The following is a 15,373-nucleotide window of genomic DNA, read 5'->3' on the forward strand; positions in this document are numbered from 1 at the left end:
TTGGATCTTAAAAAGATATTAAAGATAACATTACCTCTCGCTTTGGGAGGTTTTTTAGTATGGTATATGTTTACCAAAATTCCGCCTAAAGATTTGTTTGAATATTTTAAGAAAGCGAATTATTGGTGGATTTCTCTAGGACTTTGCTTTGGGGTTTTAAGTCATTTGTCAAGAGCATATCGATGGAAATACCTACTAGAACCTATGGGGTACAAGCCGTGGTTTGTAAATTCAACACTTGCCGTTTTAATAGGATATTTAGTAAATTTGCTATTACCTCGTGCAGGAGAAATATCACGTGCAGCGGTAATGACTAGTTATGAAAATATTCCTTTTGAAAAAGGGTTTGGTACTGTGGTAGCAGAGCGAATGGCTGATTTATTAATGATGTTGATTATTATTATACTTACTCTTTTTGTACAATTTGATTTTATTTACGAGCTATTAGTGAAAAATGTAAATCCAATAAAAATAATCTTTATTCTTGTAGGGCTTTTTTTAGGTTTTGTTATTTTTTCTAAGTACGTGAAAAAAGCAAAATCAGGAATAGGCTTGAAAGTTAAAACCTTTATTTTAAGTCTTTCTGAGGGAGTTACGAGTATTTTCAAAATGAAAAACAAAGGAGCTTTTATTTTTCATACAGTATTTATATGGTTAATGTATATTGCTATGTTTTGGGCAACAGTTCCTGCTATTAAAGGTCTGGAAGTGCCTTTCGGAGCTGTTTTAGTAGGGTTTATTGCAGGCGGTTTTAGTATTGCAGCAACAAATGGAGGGCTTGGTTTGTATCCTGTAGCAGTCGCGGGGGCTTTTACATTGTTCGGAATTTTAGAAAAACCAGCATTGGCTTTTGGAAGCGTAATGTGGGCAGCGCAAACACTAATGATTCTAATTTTTGGAGCATTATCTTTTTTAGCATTGCCTCTTTTAAATAAAAACAAATTCAAATCATAGTTTACTAATAAATAAGGATACTTTATTATATTTATACGCATTAATTGTTGTGCCAAATGAAGAATCCGGAGTTAGAGCTTGCTTTAAAATTTATAGAAAAAACAGATAGGAATATTTTTTTAACAGGAAAAGCAGGTACTGGTAAGACTACTTTTTTGCAAAAGGTTAAAAAAGAAACATTAAAAAGAATGATTGTTGTTGCTCCTACTGGAGTTGCCGCTATTAACGCAAAAGGTACTACTATTCATTCCTTTTTTCAAATGCCATTTGGACCTATTTTACCGAATAGTATTAGTAATAATACAACTGTTCAGCGGAAATTTACTAGAAAAAAGATAGATATTATTAGGTCGCTAGACCTAGTAGTGATTGATGAAATTAGTATGGTTCGTGCTGATATATTAGATGGTATTGACCAAGTTTTAAGGAGGTATAAGGATAAGTCTAGAGTTTTTGGAGGAGTACAAATGTTAATGATTGGTGATTTACAACAGCTATCGCCTGTGGTAAAACCCAATGAGTGGAATTTGTTAAGAGATTACTATGAAACTGTTTATTTTTTCAGTAGTAAGGCTTTTAAAATGTCTAATGTAGTGAGTATTGAATTGAAGCACATTTATAGGCAAGATAATGAAGCATTCATAGCTATTCTAAATGAAGTAAGGAGTGATCGGTTAAGTGATACTTCTAGGAAGATACTAAATGAGCGATACAATCCTGATTTCGTGCCTAGGGAATCTGATGGCTATATTACTCTTACAACTCATAATGGTAGGGCAGATAATATTAATAAAATAGCACTCAATAAATTAAAAGGGAAATTACACACTTTTAAAGCTGAAGTTTCAGGAGTTTTTCAAGAACATTCTTACCCAACAGCAGCTTCTTTAGTTTTAGCAAAAGGAGCTCAGGTGATGTTTATTAAAAATGATAGCTCCCCTGAAAAGAGATTTTTTAACGGAAAAATAGGAAGGATTACATATGTAGATAAAGATGAAATTATTGTAAAATGTAGTGGAGATAGTTACGAAATAACTATTGAAAAGGAAACATGGGAGAATGTAAATTATGCAATTGATGAAGAAACAAAGGACATTACAGAAAATGTTTTAGGGTCTTTTACACAAATGCCTTTGCGTTTAGCTTGGGCAATTACCATTCATAAAAGTCAAGGGTTAACTTTTGAAAAGGCGATTATTGATGCAGAGGCTTCTTTTGCACACGGACAAACGTATGTAGCGTTGAGTCGATGTAAAACCTTGGAAGGGATTGTTTTGAAAACACCTATTGATAACAAGAGCATTATTACAGATGGTACCGTTGTAAGTTTTACGCAAAATGTATCTGAAAACCCGCCAAATAAATTAGTGTTGGATGCATCAGAAAAGAGATATCACCTTAATTTAATGGATGAAATTTTTAATTTTCATCCGTTTTTAGCACCACTAAACAGGTTGATCTCTATTTATAATGGGCATAAGTCAAGTTTTAAAGGAACGATAATAGCTCCTTTAGAGTTAATTAAGGAAAAAGGGGTCGTACCCTTGATAAAAGTAAGCCATAGTTTTAAAAAGGAATTGATTCGATTAAGTGAAGGGATAATAAATCTAGAGAATGATTCTACGATTCAAGATCGGTTTAAAAGCGCAGTAACTTATTTTCAGGAAGAGTTTTCGAATTATATTGTAAACCCTGTAACATCCATTACTTTTTTTGTAGAAAATAAATCTGTAAAACAAGATTTTGAAAAGCAATTAGCGGCTTTAGATCAGATTATTCTTGTTAAGAAATATTGTTTGAATGCCTTAAAGAATGGCTTTAGTGCAAAGGATTATTTAAAAGTAAGAGCTAAGGCATCTTTTGAAATTCCTGCTAAAAAACTGAGAAAGACCCCCCTAAAAGAGGCCGATTTAATAGAAGGTTTAAAAGCAATTAGAGAGGAGTTTTCTGACGCAGAGAACGTACATCCATTTCAAATCTTCACACAAGAATCTCTTTTTCAGATGGTGGACAGGCAGCCCACTAATATACAGGAGTTAAAGGCGATAAAAGGAATGGGGAAAATTAGAATCCGAAAATATGGATCGGCAATACTACAGGTAATCCTTAATTACTGTGAAAATGAACAACAACTTCAAGCGGGTTATTTAAGAAGTGAATTTCAGTTTGGTGAAGGAAAAATAGATTCAAAACAGGTTTCTTTAAACTATTTGAGAGAAGGGTTGTCCATAGATCAGATAGCAGAAAAAAGAGGCTTGGCAAAAGGAACGATAGAAGAACATTTGGTCTTTTTTATTGCTTCTGAAGAAATTACCATTTTAGAGGTAATGTCAGAAAAAAGGTATAAAAGATTAAAAAAAGCAATAGAAAAAGTAACATTTGAAAATCTTTCGGATTTAAAAAGGAAAACGGCAAAGTCATTTTCTTATGGAGAATTAAAAATGATGATTGCTGCATTGAAACTTTAAAGTAAAGAAAACAAATGTTGTTAGAATACCTGTATCTTTACAATTTAATTTTGTAAAATGGCTAAAACTAAAACAACCTTTTTTTGTCAAAATTGTGGAACCCAGCACGCAAAATGGGTGGGGCAATGTGGTTCTTGTAAAGAATGGAATACTATTGTAGAAGAAGTTATTCAAAAAGAAGAAAAAAGGAACTGGAAGCAAGCAACAACAGCAAAAAAAAATAATACGAAACCGTTATTAGTTAATGAAATTCAACTAAATCCAGAAGAAAGAATTTCAACAAACAATAATGAGTTAGATACCGTTTTAGGAGGAGGTTTGGTAAAAGGATCTGTAACACTTTTAGGAGGTGAACCAGGTATTGGTAAGTCAACTTTACTGTTACAGGTAGCATTGCAAATTAGTCAAAAAGTTTTATACGTTTCAGGAGAAGAAAGCCAATCGCAAATAAAAATGCGAGCAGAAAGGTTAGAAGAAGCAAGTAATTCCAATTGTTTAATTTTAACAGAGACGAATACGCAGCAAATTTTTAAAAATATAGAAGAGGTAGTTCCAGATGTATTGGTAATAGACTCTATTCAAACATTACATACCAATATCATAGAAGCTTCTCCGGGAAGTATTTCTCAAATTCGTGAAACCTCAGCAGAACTAATAAAATTTGCAAAAGAAACAGCAACGCCAGTATTGTTAATAGGGCACATTAATAAGGAAGGTCATATTGCTGGTCCAAAAATATTGGAGCATATGGTAGATGTTGTTTTGCAGTTTGAAGGAGACAGGAATCATACATATCGAATTTTGCGCTCGCAAAAAAATAGATTTGGATCTACTGCTGAGTTAGGTATTTACGAAATGTTATCTAATGGGCTTAGAGAAATTTCCAATCCATCAGAAATACTAATTTCTAAAAAAGATGCAGATTTAAGTGGTACGGCAATTGCTTCTACACTGGAAGGAGTTCGACCGTTGATGATAGAAATTCAGGCATTGGTAAGCACTGCGGTATATGGAACCCCACAAAGATCAACAACAGGGTACAATTTAAAGAGGCTTCACATGATTTTAGCAGTTTTAGAAAAACGAGCAGGGTTCAAGTTAGGAGCAAAAGATGTCTTTTTAAATATTACAGGGGGGATTCATGTAGATGATCCCGCGATTGATCTTGCTGTTGTTGCTGCAATTTTATCTTCAAATCAAGACCTAGCTATAAGTCCAGACGTATGCTTTGCAGCCGAAGTGGGATTGGCTGGAGAAATAAGGCCCGTGTCCAAAATAGATCAACGAATTTTAGAGGCTGAAAAACTTGGTTATAAAACTTTTGTAGCTTCTAAGTACAATAAGATTACTTCAAAAGATCATACAATAAAGTTACTATTGGTAGGAAAGATAGAGGAGGCTTTTGCTACATTATTTGCTTAGCTTAATATGAAAAAGTATTTGCTGGGCTAGTTAATATTGAGCTGCTCGATTCTGTAAAAATACGCTTGATCTATTGTTTGGCTATTTTATTAGAAGGAACCAAGCATTTTTTATTTTTCCATTTTCCTTTTAATGAATCAGGAGAAATAATTGCTCCTTTGCAGTTTAAATAATTTCCTTTTTTATCTTTTTTTACAATTTTCATCTCGCCTTTAAGAATTTTATTTATAACAAGGTAAATTAAGCTATTTTTAGAGATATGGTCTCTCTTGGTAACTAGGTTTAATCCGATATTATTGTTGTAAAGATCCATTTCAGAAGAAACTAAGTCTGGAACAATACCGTCTTCTAATTTCTTTTTTTTATAAGTTTGGTAATTTTCTCTCTCATGAGCTTTTCCAAGAGAACAAGCGGCAGCTTTTCCAATACTTTGATGTAATCTTGCCATCCAGAAAGCGTGTCGGAAAGCATCTACTTGCCCACCAGAAGCATCTCCGTCAAGAACCGTTGTTTTTTTAATAGAATCAGCAATCTTACGAGCATCTTTAGAAATCTCAAAAGCAAGCTTGGCTTTAAAAGGATGAAATAATACCCATGTTTTTTTAGGTCCAGATAAGTTTTTAAACTGTTTCCAGTTTGATTGAGCCACAATATGATTGATGAGTACAAAAAAGAATAAAAAGGATGTTTTTTTCATAAGGAAATGGATTTAATTTAGAAATTAGATCTATTGTTTTTCTGTTAGAAAATATTTTTTTTACGACCAATATTACTTTATATCATACGAGATTTTGTGTATAATTTGCTCACTGTTAAAAAATGAAGTCGTAATAAGAACGTATATTTATTTTTACCTAAAATAACAATGGATCTTAAAGATAATTATTTTTGATTATTTATACGAAATTCTAGAATAGAAAATCTAATCTTAAAACATTAACTAAAATGGCTATCCAAAACATTACAACACATACCTATAAAGAGGTGTTTTCTTTAAATAAAGTTTATTTTGAAAAAGCGTGTCAAGCCTTAGAGTCTAGGCAAATTGATACTAGTACCTGTGCTATTTTTTGGATAAAGGAAGGAAAAGGGAATTATAATATAGATTTTAAAAGTTATTCCTTTAGTGGAAGTGTATTATTCTTTTTGTCGCCAGGTCAAATATTCTCAGTAGATTCAGAAAAAATAAAAGAAGCATATCAATTAACCTTTGCTAAAGATTTTTACTGTATCCAAACACATGATCCTGAAATAGCTTGCGATGGGGTCTTATTTAATAATATATATGAAACCCCTTTTGTAAAGCCTTGTGAAAAAGATGCTTTCAAACTAAATTTTATTTTAGAAAGCCTAATAGAAGAGTTTGCTAATAATGATACAGCTCAATATGATATGTTGCAATCATACTTAAAACAATTTATTATTCATTCAGTACGTATAAAAAAAGATACTCATAAAGTAATAGAGGATGCTGAAACAAAACTGTTCAAAGATTTTAGTGTATTAGTAGAGCACAATTTTAATAAGTTACATAGTGTTACAGAATATGCAAATAGACTAGGGATTTCTCCAAAATCATTAACAAAACATTTTCAAAAGTTAGGAAAACACACTCCTAGTGATTTTATCAAAAATAGAATTGTAACAGAAGCAAAACGGCAATTACTATATTCTACAAGCTCGGTAAAGCAGATTGCTTTTGATTTAGGATTTAATGATCCCGCTTATTTTTCTCGTTTTTTTACCAAAGCAACGTCAAAATCCCCTGTTCAATTTCGAAAAGAGTCCAAAAAATAAATTTGTCCAAAGCTTAAGAACTTTTGTCCATTTTTTGAAGCTATTACCTGTCGCATCTTTGTATCAGAATTAAAAACAAAGAATTATGGAGATGGCAGAAGAGAATCAATGTCCTAATTGTTGGGGATATCAAGAGTATGACCAACAGTGTTCAAAGAAAGCATTTTAAAAAATAGATAAATTATTAATCGCCTATTGCAAATTAATAAAGCAAAGGCAAAACAAACATTATTATGAGTACAAGAATTGCAACATTAAACCCAGAAACAACAACAGGAAAAGCTAAAGAATTATTTGATGGAGTTGAAAAAAAGTTAGGATTTATTCCTAATCTGATTAAAGTATTTGGAAACTCGCCAGCAACGCTTCAAAGCTATTTAAGTTTAGGAGAATTAACTGGAGTGGGGAATTTTTCAGGTAAATTTAGAGAACAATTAGCTTTAGCAATCGCGGAAGAAAACGCTTGTAACTATTGTTTGTCAGCGCATACAGCGATAGGGAAAATGAACGGATTGACAGAAGAGGAAACTAAAGAAAACAGAAAAGGATTAGCCTCAAATCCTAAAACGCAAGCAGGATTACAGTTTGCGCAAAGTGTAACAAAAAACAGAGGGAAAGTCTCTACAGAAGAAATAAAAGCAGTAAAAGCAGCAGGATATACAGACGAAGATATTTTAGAAATAGTATTAAATGTTGTTTCTAATACATTAACAAATTATGTAAATCATATTGCAGAAACAGTAATTGATTTCCCAGTAGTAGAAGCAGGAAAATAATTATCAACCATAAATAACCATATAATACAAAAGAAATGAAAAAATTTATAGCACTTTTAGTAATCGCATTGGGATTCTCATTGAATACTCAAGCTCAAGAAATAAAAACAGTTTCGTTACAGCAAACAAAAGGAGAATTTACGCAAAAAGCATTAACCTTATCAGAAGGAACGTATGTTTTTGAAATCGCAAACGTAGGAGTAGATCATGATTTAGGATTTGTATTAGCGCCAAAGGGGAAAACAACTCAAAAAGATCATATCAAAAATGCTTATGTAACCTCTTTAGTCAAAACAGATAGTAAGTCAAAAACTAAAGAAGTAACCTTGAAAAAAGGAGAATATGTGTATTTTTGTCCATTGAATCCTACTCCTCAATATACGTTGACTGTTCAGTAAATGAACTTCTAAGAACTTCGAGTAGTTTAAGTAGATTTAAAATCAGCAAAAAAGCCCGCTTATGTGGGCTTTTTTGCTGATTTTAAATAAGGTAGGTGTTAGATTGCTTGGAATTGGAAAATAGTATAAAAGTAACTGAAATTCTTGTTTTTTAGAATTTATGTCAATATTTCAAGAATCTAGTTGGCTAGAGAAAGATGAAGGAAGAATACTCTTAGTGGGGTTTATGTATCTAGATTTAATCAGAGTTTTACTAAATTATAGACCTGATAAATAGTAGCTTCTATTAATTTTTTGTTATAACTGATGTCTTAAAATAAATAATCAAATAGATATTACTATTTTTACGAAAGTTATTAAAAATATACTTGTGACAAACCAAGCAAAGAAGAAAGGTAAACTACGCCAAAAACTTACAGATAAATATAGGCTAGTAGTACTAAATGAAGACACATTTCAAGAAAGATTTTCACTAAAATTATCTCGATTAAACGTATTTGTTTTTGGGGGATTGTTTTCTGTTTTATTGATTATATTAACGATTTTCTTGATAGCATTTACTTCGCTAAAAGAATATATTCCGGGATATTCATCAATAGCTTTAAAGAAAAAAGCAACAAGATTGTATTATGAGGCTGATTCACTTAAAAATAGATTGATCGTCTTAGAAAAATATACAGCAGCAATTCGTCCAGTGTTAACAGGAGCGATAAAAGGAGAAGAAATAGACTCCGTAGAGAATATTTCAAAAAAAATAATTATTGATGAGTCTCAGTTAAACGCAACGAAAGCGGACTCTTTGTTCAGGGAAAAAATAGAAAGTAAAGATCGCTTTCCTCTTTCTGAAGGAGGGAATAGCAAGGCAAAATTGGTGTTTTTTGCTCCGGTAGCAGGAGTTATTACTCAAAATTTTGATCCTAAAGATAAGCATTTTGCTATTGATATTGTAGCTAAAACAGGTACTGCTGTAAAGGCAATAGCGGATGGAACTGTAGTGTTTTCAGGATGGATGGCTGATACAGGTTATGTGCTAGCAATTCAGCACGCTAATGAATATATATCGGTATATAAACACAACGGTAGTTTGCTAAAAGAACAGGGTGATTTTGTTAAATCAGGAGAAGTTATTGCAAGCGTAGGATCAACAGGAGAACTAACTACAGGACCCCACTTGCATTTTGAATTATGGAACAATGGTTATCCTGTAAATCCATTAAATTATATAGATTTTCAATAAATGAGTATTAAATCGAAATTAGCGATTCCTTTTGCTAGGCAAGTTAAAAAACAAGTGTATAAATGGGCATATAGTCCTCATAAAACACAAGAGAAAGTTTTTCAATACTTAATAAGCAAAGCAAAAAAGACAGCTTTTGGAAAGGATCATAATTTTAGTAAGATAAAAACATATGAAGATTTTAAAAAATATGTTCCTATTCATGATTATGAAGGCTTGCGGTCTTATGTAGATCGGGTTGTTCAAGGAGAAAAAGATGTGCTATGGAAAGGGAAGCCACTATATTTTGCAAAAACATCTGGAACAACTTCTGGAGCAAAATACATTCCAATTAGTAAAGAATCAATGCCTACGCATATTAAATCTGCGCGGAATGCATTGTTGTTTTATATAGCGGAAACGAATAATGCTAGTTTCGTAAATGGCAAGATGATTTTTTTGCAAGGAAGTCCTATTTTAGAAGATAAAAATGGAGTGAAATTGGGGCGTTTGAGTGGCATTGCAGCCCACTATGTTCCTAATTATTTATTAAAGAATAGATTACCTAGTTGGAAAACCAATTGCATTGAAGATTGGGACACTAAGGTAAACGCGATTGTAGAAGAAACAATCCATGAAAATATGTCGGTAATCAGCGGTATTCCATCTTGGGTACAGATGTATTTTGAAAAATTAATTGAAAGGACAGGTAAAACAGTTTCAGAACTATTTCCTAATTTTAATTTCTTTATTTACGGAGGCGTTAATTTTGAGCCGTATAAGAATAAATTTGAAACACTAATTGGTAAAAAGATTGATTATATAGAATTGTACCCTGCTTCAGAAGGGTTTATTGCTTATCAAGATTCTCAGAAGGAGAAGGGAATGTTATTGCAGTTAAATTCTGGAATATTTTATGAGTTTATCCCAGCGACAGAGTTTTTCGAAGAAAACCCAACGAGAATATCGTTAAAAGAGGTTGTACTAGGAGTTAATTATGTGATTATATTGAATACATCTGCGGGTTTGTGGGGGTATAATATTGGTGATACTGTTGAATTTACAACATTGAACCCGTATAGGATTAAGGTGACAGGTAGAATAAAACATTTTATTTCTGCTTTTGGTGAACATGTAATAGGTAAGGAGGTAGAAAAAGCACTAAATGATGCTATTAAGGGAACCGAAATTACGGTCAGTGAATTTACAGTTGCACCGCAGGTAAATCCAGAGAAAGGATTGCCTTACCATGAGTGGTTTATTGAGTTTGAGAATGATCCAGAAAATTTGGAAGAATTAGCAGTTAAGATAGATATGTCTATGCAGGAACAAAATGTGTATTATTTTGATTTGATAGAAGGAAAAGTTTTACGTTCGTTAATTATTAGAAAGGTGAAAAAAGGAGGCTTTCACGAATATATGAAATCTATAGGGAAGTTTGGAGGGCAAAATAAAATTCCACAATTGTCAGATAACCGTAAAATAGCAGAAGTGCTGCAAAACTTTTTATTAATATAAATAATATCCTGAATTTTTAAAAAAAAGATATAAAAAAGAAGCCTTGTTAAGGGGCTTCTTTTTTTTCGATAGGCTTCTTTTTCTTCTTTGATTTTTCAGCTTCGAGCGTAAAAACTTTTTGGATCATTTTATCGTCTAATTGATTGACTCGATACAGTCCTTCATCACTAAATAACTCCGAAGCAACTAACGTTTTAAGATGTTTTTTTAACTGTCTCTTTAGCTTAGGAGAAAGCACTGTAGCTCCTAGTTTTGAAACGAATAGGGTAGAAACACTATTATCATGATCAAAATTTTGTATAAAGTCTTCAATAGATAGCTTTGAAAGTTCTTTTCTATTACGATCTACATAATCGAATGTAAATTCATTAATAGGGCGGAAATAAATATTTTGAATATAATTTGTAGTATCGATAGGAATAAATACATCAGGAACAATTCCGCCTCCTCCATACACTATTTTTCCCTTAGGAGTAGTGAACTTTAAGCTATCTATGATCTTAATACTATCTTTATGAAACAATTCGCCATTTTCATATCGTTCTTGAATATCGTTACTGTACTCAATAGTATTAGCAAACCCTTTTATATTTAAATTGTTTTTGGATTTGTATTGCTTTTGAATGGAACGACCAGTAGGGGTATAATACCTAGCAGTAGTTAACCTAACAGCAGATCCATCACCTAGCTCCATTTCCTCTTGAACCAGTCCTTTACCAAAAGAACGTCGGCCAATAATAGTTCCCTTATCATTATCTTGAAGTGCTCCAGCAACGATCTCTGAAGCGGAAGCAGAATTTTGATCAATCAAAACATATAGTCCCCCGTTTTCGAAGTCGCCTTTTTCGGTAGCAAAAGATTTATGAATACGACCTTTGTTGTTTTTAGTAAAGACGATAAGTTTACCATCTTCTAAAAATTCATCAACAATTTGATTTGCAATATCAATAAATCCCCCCCCGTTTCCTCTTAAATCTAAAACTAAGTCAGTCATTCCCTTATTTAAAAGAGAATTTAAAGCATTTTTAAACTCTTTATAAGTATTTCTAGCAAAGCGATCTAACTTAATATAACCAATAGAATCATTAAGCATATAAGCAACGTCAACACTTTTAATATTCACTTTACCTCTTTGTATTTCAACTTCAAATAAACTGTCTATTGTTTTTCTATAAATTTGAAGTGTTATGTTAGTATTAGGATTCCCTTTTAAAACATTAAGAATTTGATTGCTACGTAATCCTTTTCCGTATAAAGTATCTTTGTTTGCGAGCAAAATTCTATCTCCAGCTTTGATACCCGCTTTAATACTGGGGCCGTTTTTTATAGGATGAATAACCATAATAGAATCTTGATTCATTCGAAATTGAACACCTATTCCAACAAAATTTCCTTGCATATTTTCAGTAACAGCTTGTAAATTTTCCTTAGGAATATATACTGAATGAGGATCAAGCTTTTCTAACATGTTAGTAATAGCATCATCAAGCAAGCTATCCGTATTTATTGTATCAACATAATCGTGTTGTATGTAATCTATTAAGCGCTTTATTTTGATTTCTTTTGAAGACTTTGGACTGAAGGCTAAGTTATTTCCTTGCCCTAAGTTCAAAAGATATCCAATTAAAATACCTATAACAATTGCGATAGATAAGTATATGGGTAAATTGTTTTTATTCATTGGGTAAGTGAATCAGTTCTACACCTGCTTTTTGTAAAAAGTCAAGGCCAGAAGTATCTTTGTATTTATCAGCATAAACAACAGTTTTTATGCCAGATTGATGAATAAGTTTGCTACATTCTTTGCAAGGTGACAGGGTAATGTATAAAGTAGCTCCTTTACAAGATTGTGTAGATGAAGCTACCTTTAAGATGGCATTTGCTTCTGCATGTAAAACATACCATTTTGTATAACCATCCTCGTCTTCGCAAAAATTCTCAAATCCAGAAGGAGTTCCATTAAAGCCATCTGAAATGATCATTCTGTTTTTTACAATTAAGGCACCAACCTGTTTGCGATCGCAATGTGATAATTTAGCCCATTCATGAGCCATTCTTAAATAAGCTTTGGCAAATTTTATTTTTTTTTCATCCATTATAAATGCTAATATACAGTGTTTTATAATAAAAAGTCGTTAAATGTTTACCAAAAGATGCGATCTACCATCATTTGAGCTGCAAAACCAACAACGATAGATGATGCAACTAAAATCCAATCTCTTCGACTAACGGTAAAAACAGATTGGAAGACCGCTCCAATCAATAAAATTAGTAGTACGATAATAATTTGAGCAGCCTCAACACCTAGGGCAAACTCAAGCAAAGGGAAGAATTTATCGTTATTTTTGCCAATCATTATTTTAAAATAATTAGAAAAACCAAGCCCATGGATCAATCCAAAAAAAAGAGCAAAGAATAAGTTTTGATTCTCTTTACCTTGTGAAGCTTTTTTAGCAGTAAGTATATTCATAAGTCCAGTAACAAAAATGGTAAAAGGAATTAGAAATTCAACTAATGGAGCATTAATATTCAAAATGCCATAAGCAGATAGAGCTAAGGTAATAGAATGACCAATGGTAAATAATGTGATTAACCATAAGACTTTCGGCCATTGTTTGAAGATGTAAACACAAGCTAAAACAATTAAAAATAAGATATGATCATAGGCTTTAATGTCCAATACGTGAAATAAGCCCATTTTGAAGTAAAGAATAAATTCGTTCATTAATTATAATTAGAAATTAAATTTTTATTTGTCTATCAATTTGTTGATCTAAAGAGATAAAAGTTTCTGTTCTTGAAACTCCTTTTATATTTTGAATGTCTTTATTTAATAAATGCATCAAGTCTTCGTTATTTTTACACATTATTTTTATGAAAATGGCATAATTACCAGTGGTATAATGACTTTCTACGACTTCTGGAATTTCTTTTAAACGTTTTATAGCAGAAGAGTATAAGCTAGAAGAATCTAAAAAAACACCCACAAAAGCAGTCGTAGTATAGCCTAAAGCTTTTGGGTTAAGTGTCATTTTGAAGCCATCAATTAAGTCTGATTCTTCAAGCTTCTTTAATCGTTGGTGAATTGCAGCGCCAGAAATACCTACTTCTCGTGCAATGCTTAAAATTGGCGTACGAGCATCTTTTACTAATTTTTTAATAATAATTTTGTCAATACCGTCAATTTTTAGTTTTTTTTGCATTTCGATAAAAATTAAGATATAAAAATATGAAAAAATCCGCTCAAAGGAGCGGATTTTCATTCTTTATTATAAAGATCTCAAATTTCGTTTTTTAGCAAAATTCATTATACGCTTGTGCTAAATTTTGAGCAATTGCTTGTGCAGAGCGCCCCTCAATATGGTGGCGTTCTAGCATATGAACTAAATTACCGTCTTTAAATAACGCAATTGCTGGTGATGAAGGAGGGAAAGGGACCATATACTCTCTAGCTTTAGCCGTAGACTCTTTTTCAACCCCAGCAAAAACTGTAGTCAGATTTGTTGGGGATTTATCTGCACCTAATGAAGCAATCGCACCGGGTCTTGCGGTTCCAGCCGCACAGCCGCAGACAGAATTTACCATGACTAAAGTCGTTCCTTCTTTTGCTAAAGCTTTGTCAACATCTTCAGCAGTATATAAAGCTTCAAAACCTGCGTTAATTAATTCATCTCGCATTGGTTTTACTAATTCTTCTGGATACATGTTTTCTGTTTTTAAAATGCAAATATACTCATAAAAATTAGCAATAAAAACTTAATCATTTCCCGAAGCTTTAATTATAGTATATTTGAAAATTCTTTAAAATATAAATTAATATGGGAAGTTTTACAAAGTGGTTAGGTGCAGGATTGGGATTTACACTTGGAGGCCCAATAGGAGCAATAGTAGGTTATGCAATAGGTAGTTTTGTAAATGGACTTACTTTAGAAGATTTTGAAAAAGAGAAAGAAGAATATAGATCTAATTCAAGAGGAAGGCAAGTTGTAGATACGGAGTCTGGTGATTTTGAAATAAGTTTATTAGTATTAGCTTCTGTAGTTATAAAGGCAGATGGCGAGATAGATAAGACAGAACTAGATTATGTTCGTTTGTATTTTGTAAAGATGTATGGTAAAGAGCGTGCGAACAAAGCATTTAGGTTATTTAATGGAATTATTAAAAAACAAGTTTCAACCCGTCAAGTTTGTTTGCAAATAAGACAGCATATGCCACATTCTTCGCGCTTGCAGTTGATTCATTTTTTATTTGGCATAGCAAAGTCAGATGGAATGGTTTCTGAATCAGAGGTGGAGGAGATACGTAAAATATCAAATTACTTATATGTTAATAAATATGATTTTGAATCGATAAAAGCAATGTTTTACGATGCTTCTGGTAATGCATATAAAATTCTGGAAATAACAAAGGCGGCAACTAATGACGAGGTGAAAAGAGCGTATAGGAAAATGGCAAAGAAATACCACCCAGATAAAGTACAAAGTTTAGGAAAAGAGCATTTAGAAGGAGCTAAAGAGAAATTTCAGAAAATACAATCTGCCTACGATGCTATCAAAAAAGAAAGAGGGATATTTTAAGTTAAATTTAACATTTTTGGTTATTATTCTTTCAAGAAAGTTTAAAAATACTATATTTGTTACAACAGCGGGTTTTTAAGAATAGTTGAATAAGCTTGCTGTAAATGAAGAAAGAAAAAGGTTTTTGTTTAGAAATTAAAGACCTTTTTCTTTTTTTAATTATAGATAGTTAACCATAAAATAATAATCCTCTTCAATGAAAATTAATAATTCTTTTTTAGTTCTAAGGAATAGTAACTTTTTTTCA

The 15,373-nt window shown here is 32.0% G+C and carries 15 protein-coding genes; 9 read left to right on the forward strand and 6 right to left on the reverse strand.

Annotated elements, in window-relative coordinates; genetic code table 11:
• Genes MARIT_RS01365 through radA form a run of 3 tightly spaced genes read left to right on the forward strand, consistent with a single transcriptional unit; the run spans position 1 to position 4,844 of the window.
• Positions 1-954, forward strand: coding sequence for a lysylphosphatidylglycerol synthase transmembrane domain-containing protein (locus MARIT_RS01365; protein ID WP_024742075.1), 954 nt, complete (start codon positions 1-3; stop codon positions 952-954).
• Positions 955-1,010: 56 nt separating this feature from the next.
• A complete protein-coding gene (locus tag MARIT_RS01370) occupies positions 1,011-3,422 on the forward strand; it encodes a helix-turn-helix domain-containing protein (RefSeq protein WP_100210566.1) in 2,412 nt (803 codons plus the stop codon).
• A gap of 57 nt (positions 3,423-3,479) precedes the next feature.
• Positions 3,480-4,844: a DNA repair protein RadA gene (radA, locus tag MARIT_RS01375; RefSeq protein ID WP_024742073.1), complete on the forward strand. Its 1,365-nt coding sequence runs from the start codon at positions 3,480-3,482 to the stop codon at positions 4,842-4,844.
• 70 nt (positions 4,845-4,914) lie between these two features.
• On the opposite strand, the gene MARIT_RS01380 is transcribed toward radA, so the two are convergent.
• The gene (locus MARIT_RS01380) at positions 4,915-5,541 is read right to left on the reverse strand and encodes a DUF6973 domain-containing protein (RefSeq protein ID WP_024742072.1); all 627 of its coding nucleotides are present in this window, start codon (positions 5,539-5,541) and stop codon (positions 4,915-4,917) included.
• 248 nt (positions 5,542-5,789) lie between these two features.
• On the opposite strand from MARIT_RS01380, the gene MARIT_RS01385 reads away from it, so the two are divergent.
• The 5 genes from MARIT_RS01385 (at position 5,790) to MARIT_RS01405 (ending at position 10,549) form a co-directional block, all read left to right on the forward strand.
• Positions 5,790-6,641, forward strand: a complete 852-nt coding sequence (locus MARIT_RS01385) for a helix-turn-helix domain-containing protein (protein WP_024742071.1) — start codon at positions 5,790-5,792, stop codon at positions 6,639-6,641.
• A gap of 233 nt (positions 6,642-6,874) precedes the next feature.
• Positions 6,875-7,417, forward strand: coding sequence for a carboxymuconolactone decarboxylase family protein (locus MARIT_RS01390; RefSeq protein ID WP_100210567.1), 543 nt, complete (start codon positions 6,875-6,877; stop codon positions 7,415-7,417).
• Positions 7,418-7,452: 35 nt separating this feature from the next.
• Positions 7,453-7,815, forward strand: a complete 363-nt coding sequence (locus MARIT_RS01395; protein ID WP_024742069.1) for a cupredoxin domain-containing protein — start codon at positions 7,453-7,455, stop codon at positions 7,813-7,815.
• A gap of 370 nt (positions 7,816-8,185) precedes the next feature.
• A complete protein-coding gene (locus MARIT_RS01400) occupies positions 8,186-9,052 on the forward strand; it encodes a M23 family metallopeptidase (protein ID WP_024742068.1) in 867 nt (288 codons plus the stop codon).
• Positions 9,053-10,549: a GH3 auxin-responsive promoter family protein gene (locus MARIT_RS01405; protein WP_100210568.1), complete on the forward strand. Its 1,497-nt coding sequence runs from the start codon at positions 9,053-9,055 to the stop codon at positions 10,547-10,549.
• Between the two features lie 46 nt (positions 10,550-10,595).
• On the opposite strand, the gene MARIT_RS01410 is transcribed toward MARIT_RS01405, so the two are convergent.
• The 5 genes from MARIT_RS01410 to MARIT_RS01430 all read right to left on the reverse strand — a co-directional run bounded on the left by MARIT_RS01410 (position 10,596) and on the right by MARIT_RS01430 (position 14,254).
• Positions 10,596-12,230 carry a S41 family peptidase gene (locus MARIT_RS01410; RefSeq protein ID WP_024742066.1) on the reverse strand — a complete coding sequence of 545 codons (1,635 nt, stop codon included), beginning with the start codon at positions 12,228-12,230 and terminating at the stop codon, positions 10,596-10,598.
• On the reverse strand, positions 12,223-12,645 hold the full coding sequence (locus tag MARIT_RS01415) for a deoxycytidylate deaminase (protein ID WP_038025993.1): 423 nt from the start codon (positions 12,643-12,645) through the stop codon (positions 12,223-12,225). The genes MARIT_RS01410 and MARIT_RS01415 overlap by 8 nt, the downstream gene beginning before the upstream one ends.
• 47 nt (positions 12,646-12,692) lie before the next feature.
• Positions 12,693-13,274 carry a HupE/UreJ family protein gene (locus MARIT_RS01420; protein ID WP_024742064.1) on the reverse strand — a complete coding sequence of 194 codons (582 nt, stop codon included), beginning with the start codon at positions 13,272-13,274 and terminating at the stop codon, positions 12,693-12,695.
• 16 nt (positions 13,275-13,290) lie between these two features.
• The gene (locus tag MARIT_RS01425) at positions 13,291-13,752 is read right to left on the reverse strand and encodes an Lrp/AsnC ligand binding domain-containing protein (protein WP_038026000.1); all 462 of its coding nucleotides are present in this window, start codon (positions 13,750-13,752) and stop codon (positions 13,291-13,293) included.
• 91 nt (positions 13,753-13,843) lie between these two features.
• Positions 13,844-14,254, reverse strand: a complete 411-nt coding sequence (locus MARIT_RS01430) for a BrxA/BrxB family bacilliredoxin (protein ID WP_100210569.1) — start codon at positions 14,252-14,254, stop codon at positions 13,844-13,846.
• 113 nt (positions 14,255-14,367) lie between these two features.
• On the opposite strand from MARIT_RS01430, the gene MARIT_RS01435 reads away from it, so the two are divergent.
• A complete protein-coding gene (locus MARIT_RS01435) occupies positions 14,368-15,126 on the forward strand; it encodes a TerB family tellurite resistance protein (protein ID WP_024742061.1) in 759 nt (252 codons plus the stop codon).
• The last annotated feature ends 247 nt before the right edge of the window (positions 15,127-15,373 follow it).

The sequence above is a fragment of the Tenacibaculum maritimum NCIMB 2154 genome (assembly GCF_900119795.1).
GTDB lineage: Bacteria > Bacteroidota > Bacteroidia > Flavobacteriales > Flavobacteriaceae > Polaribacter > Polaribacter maritimus.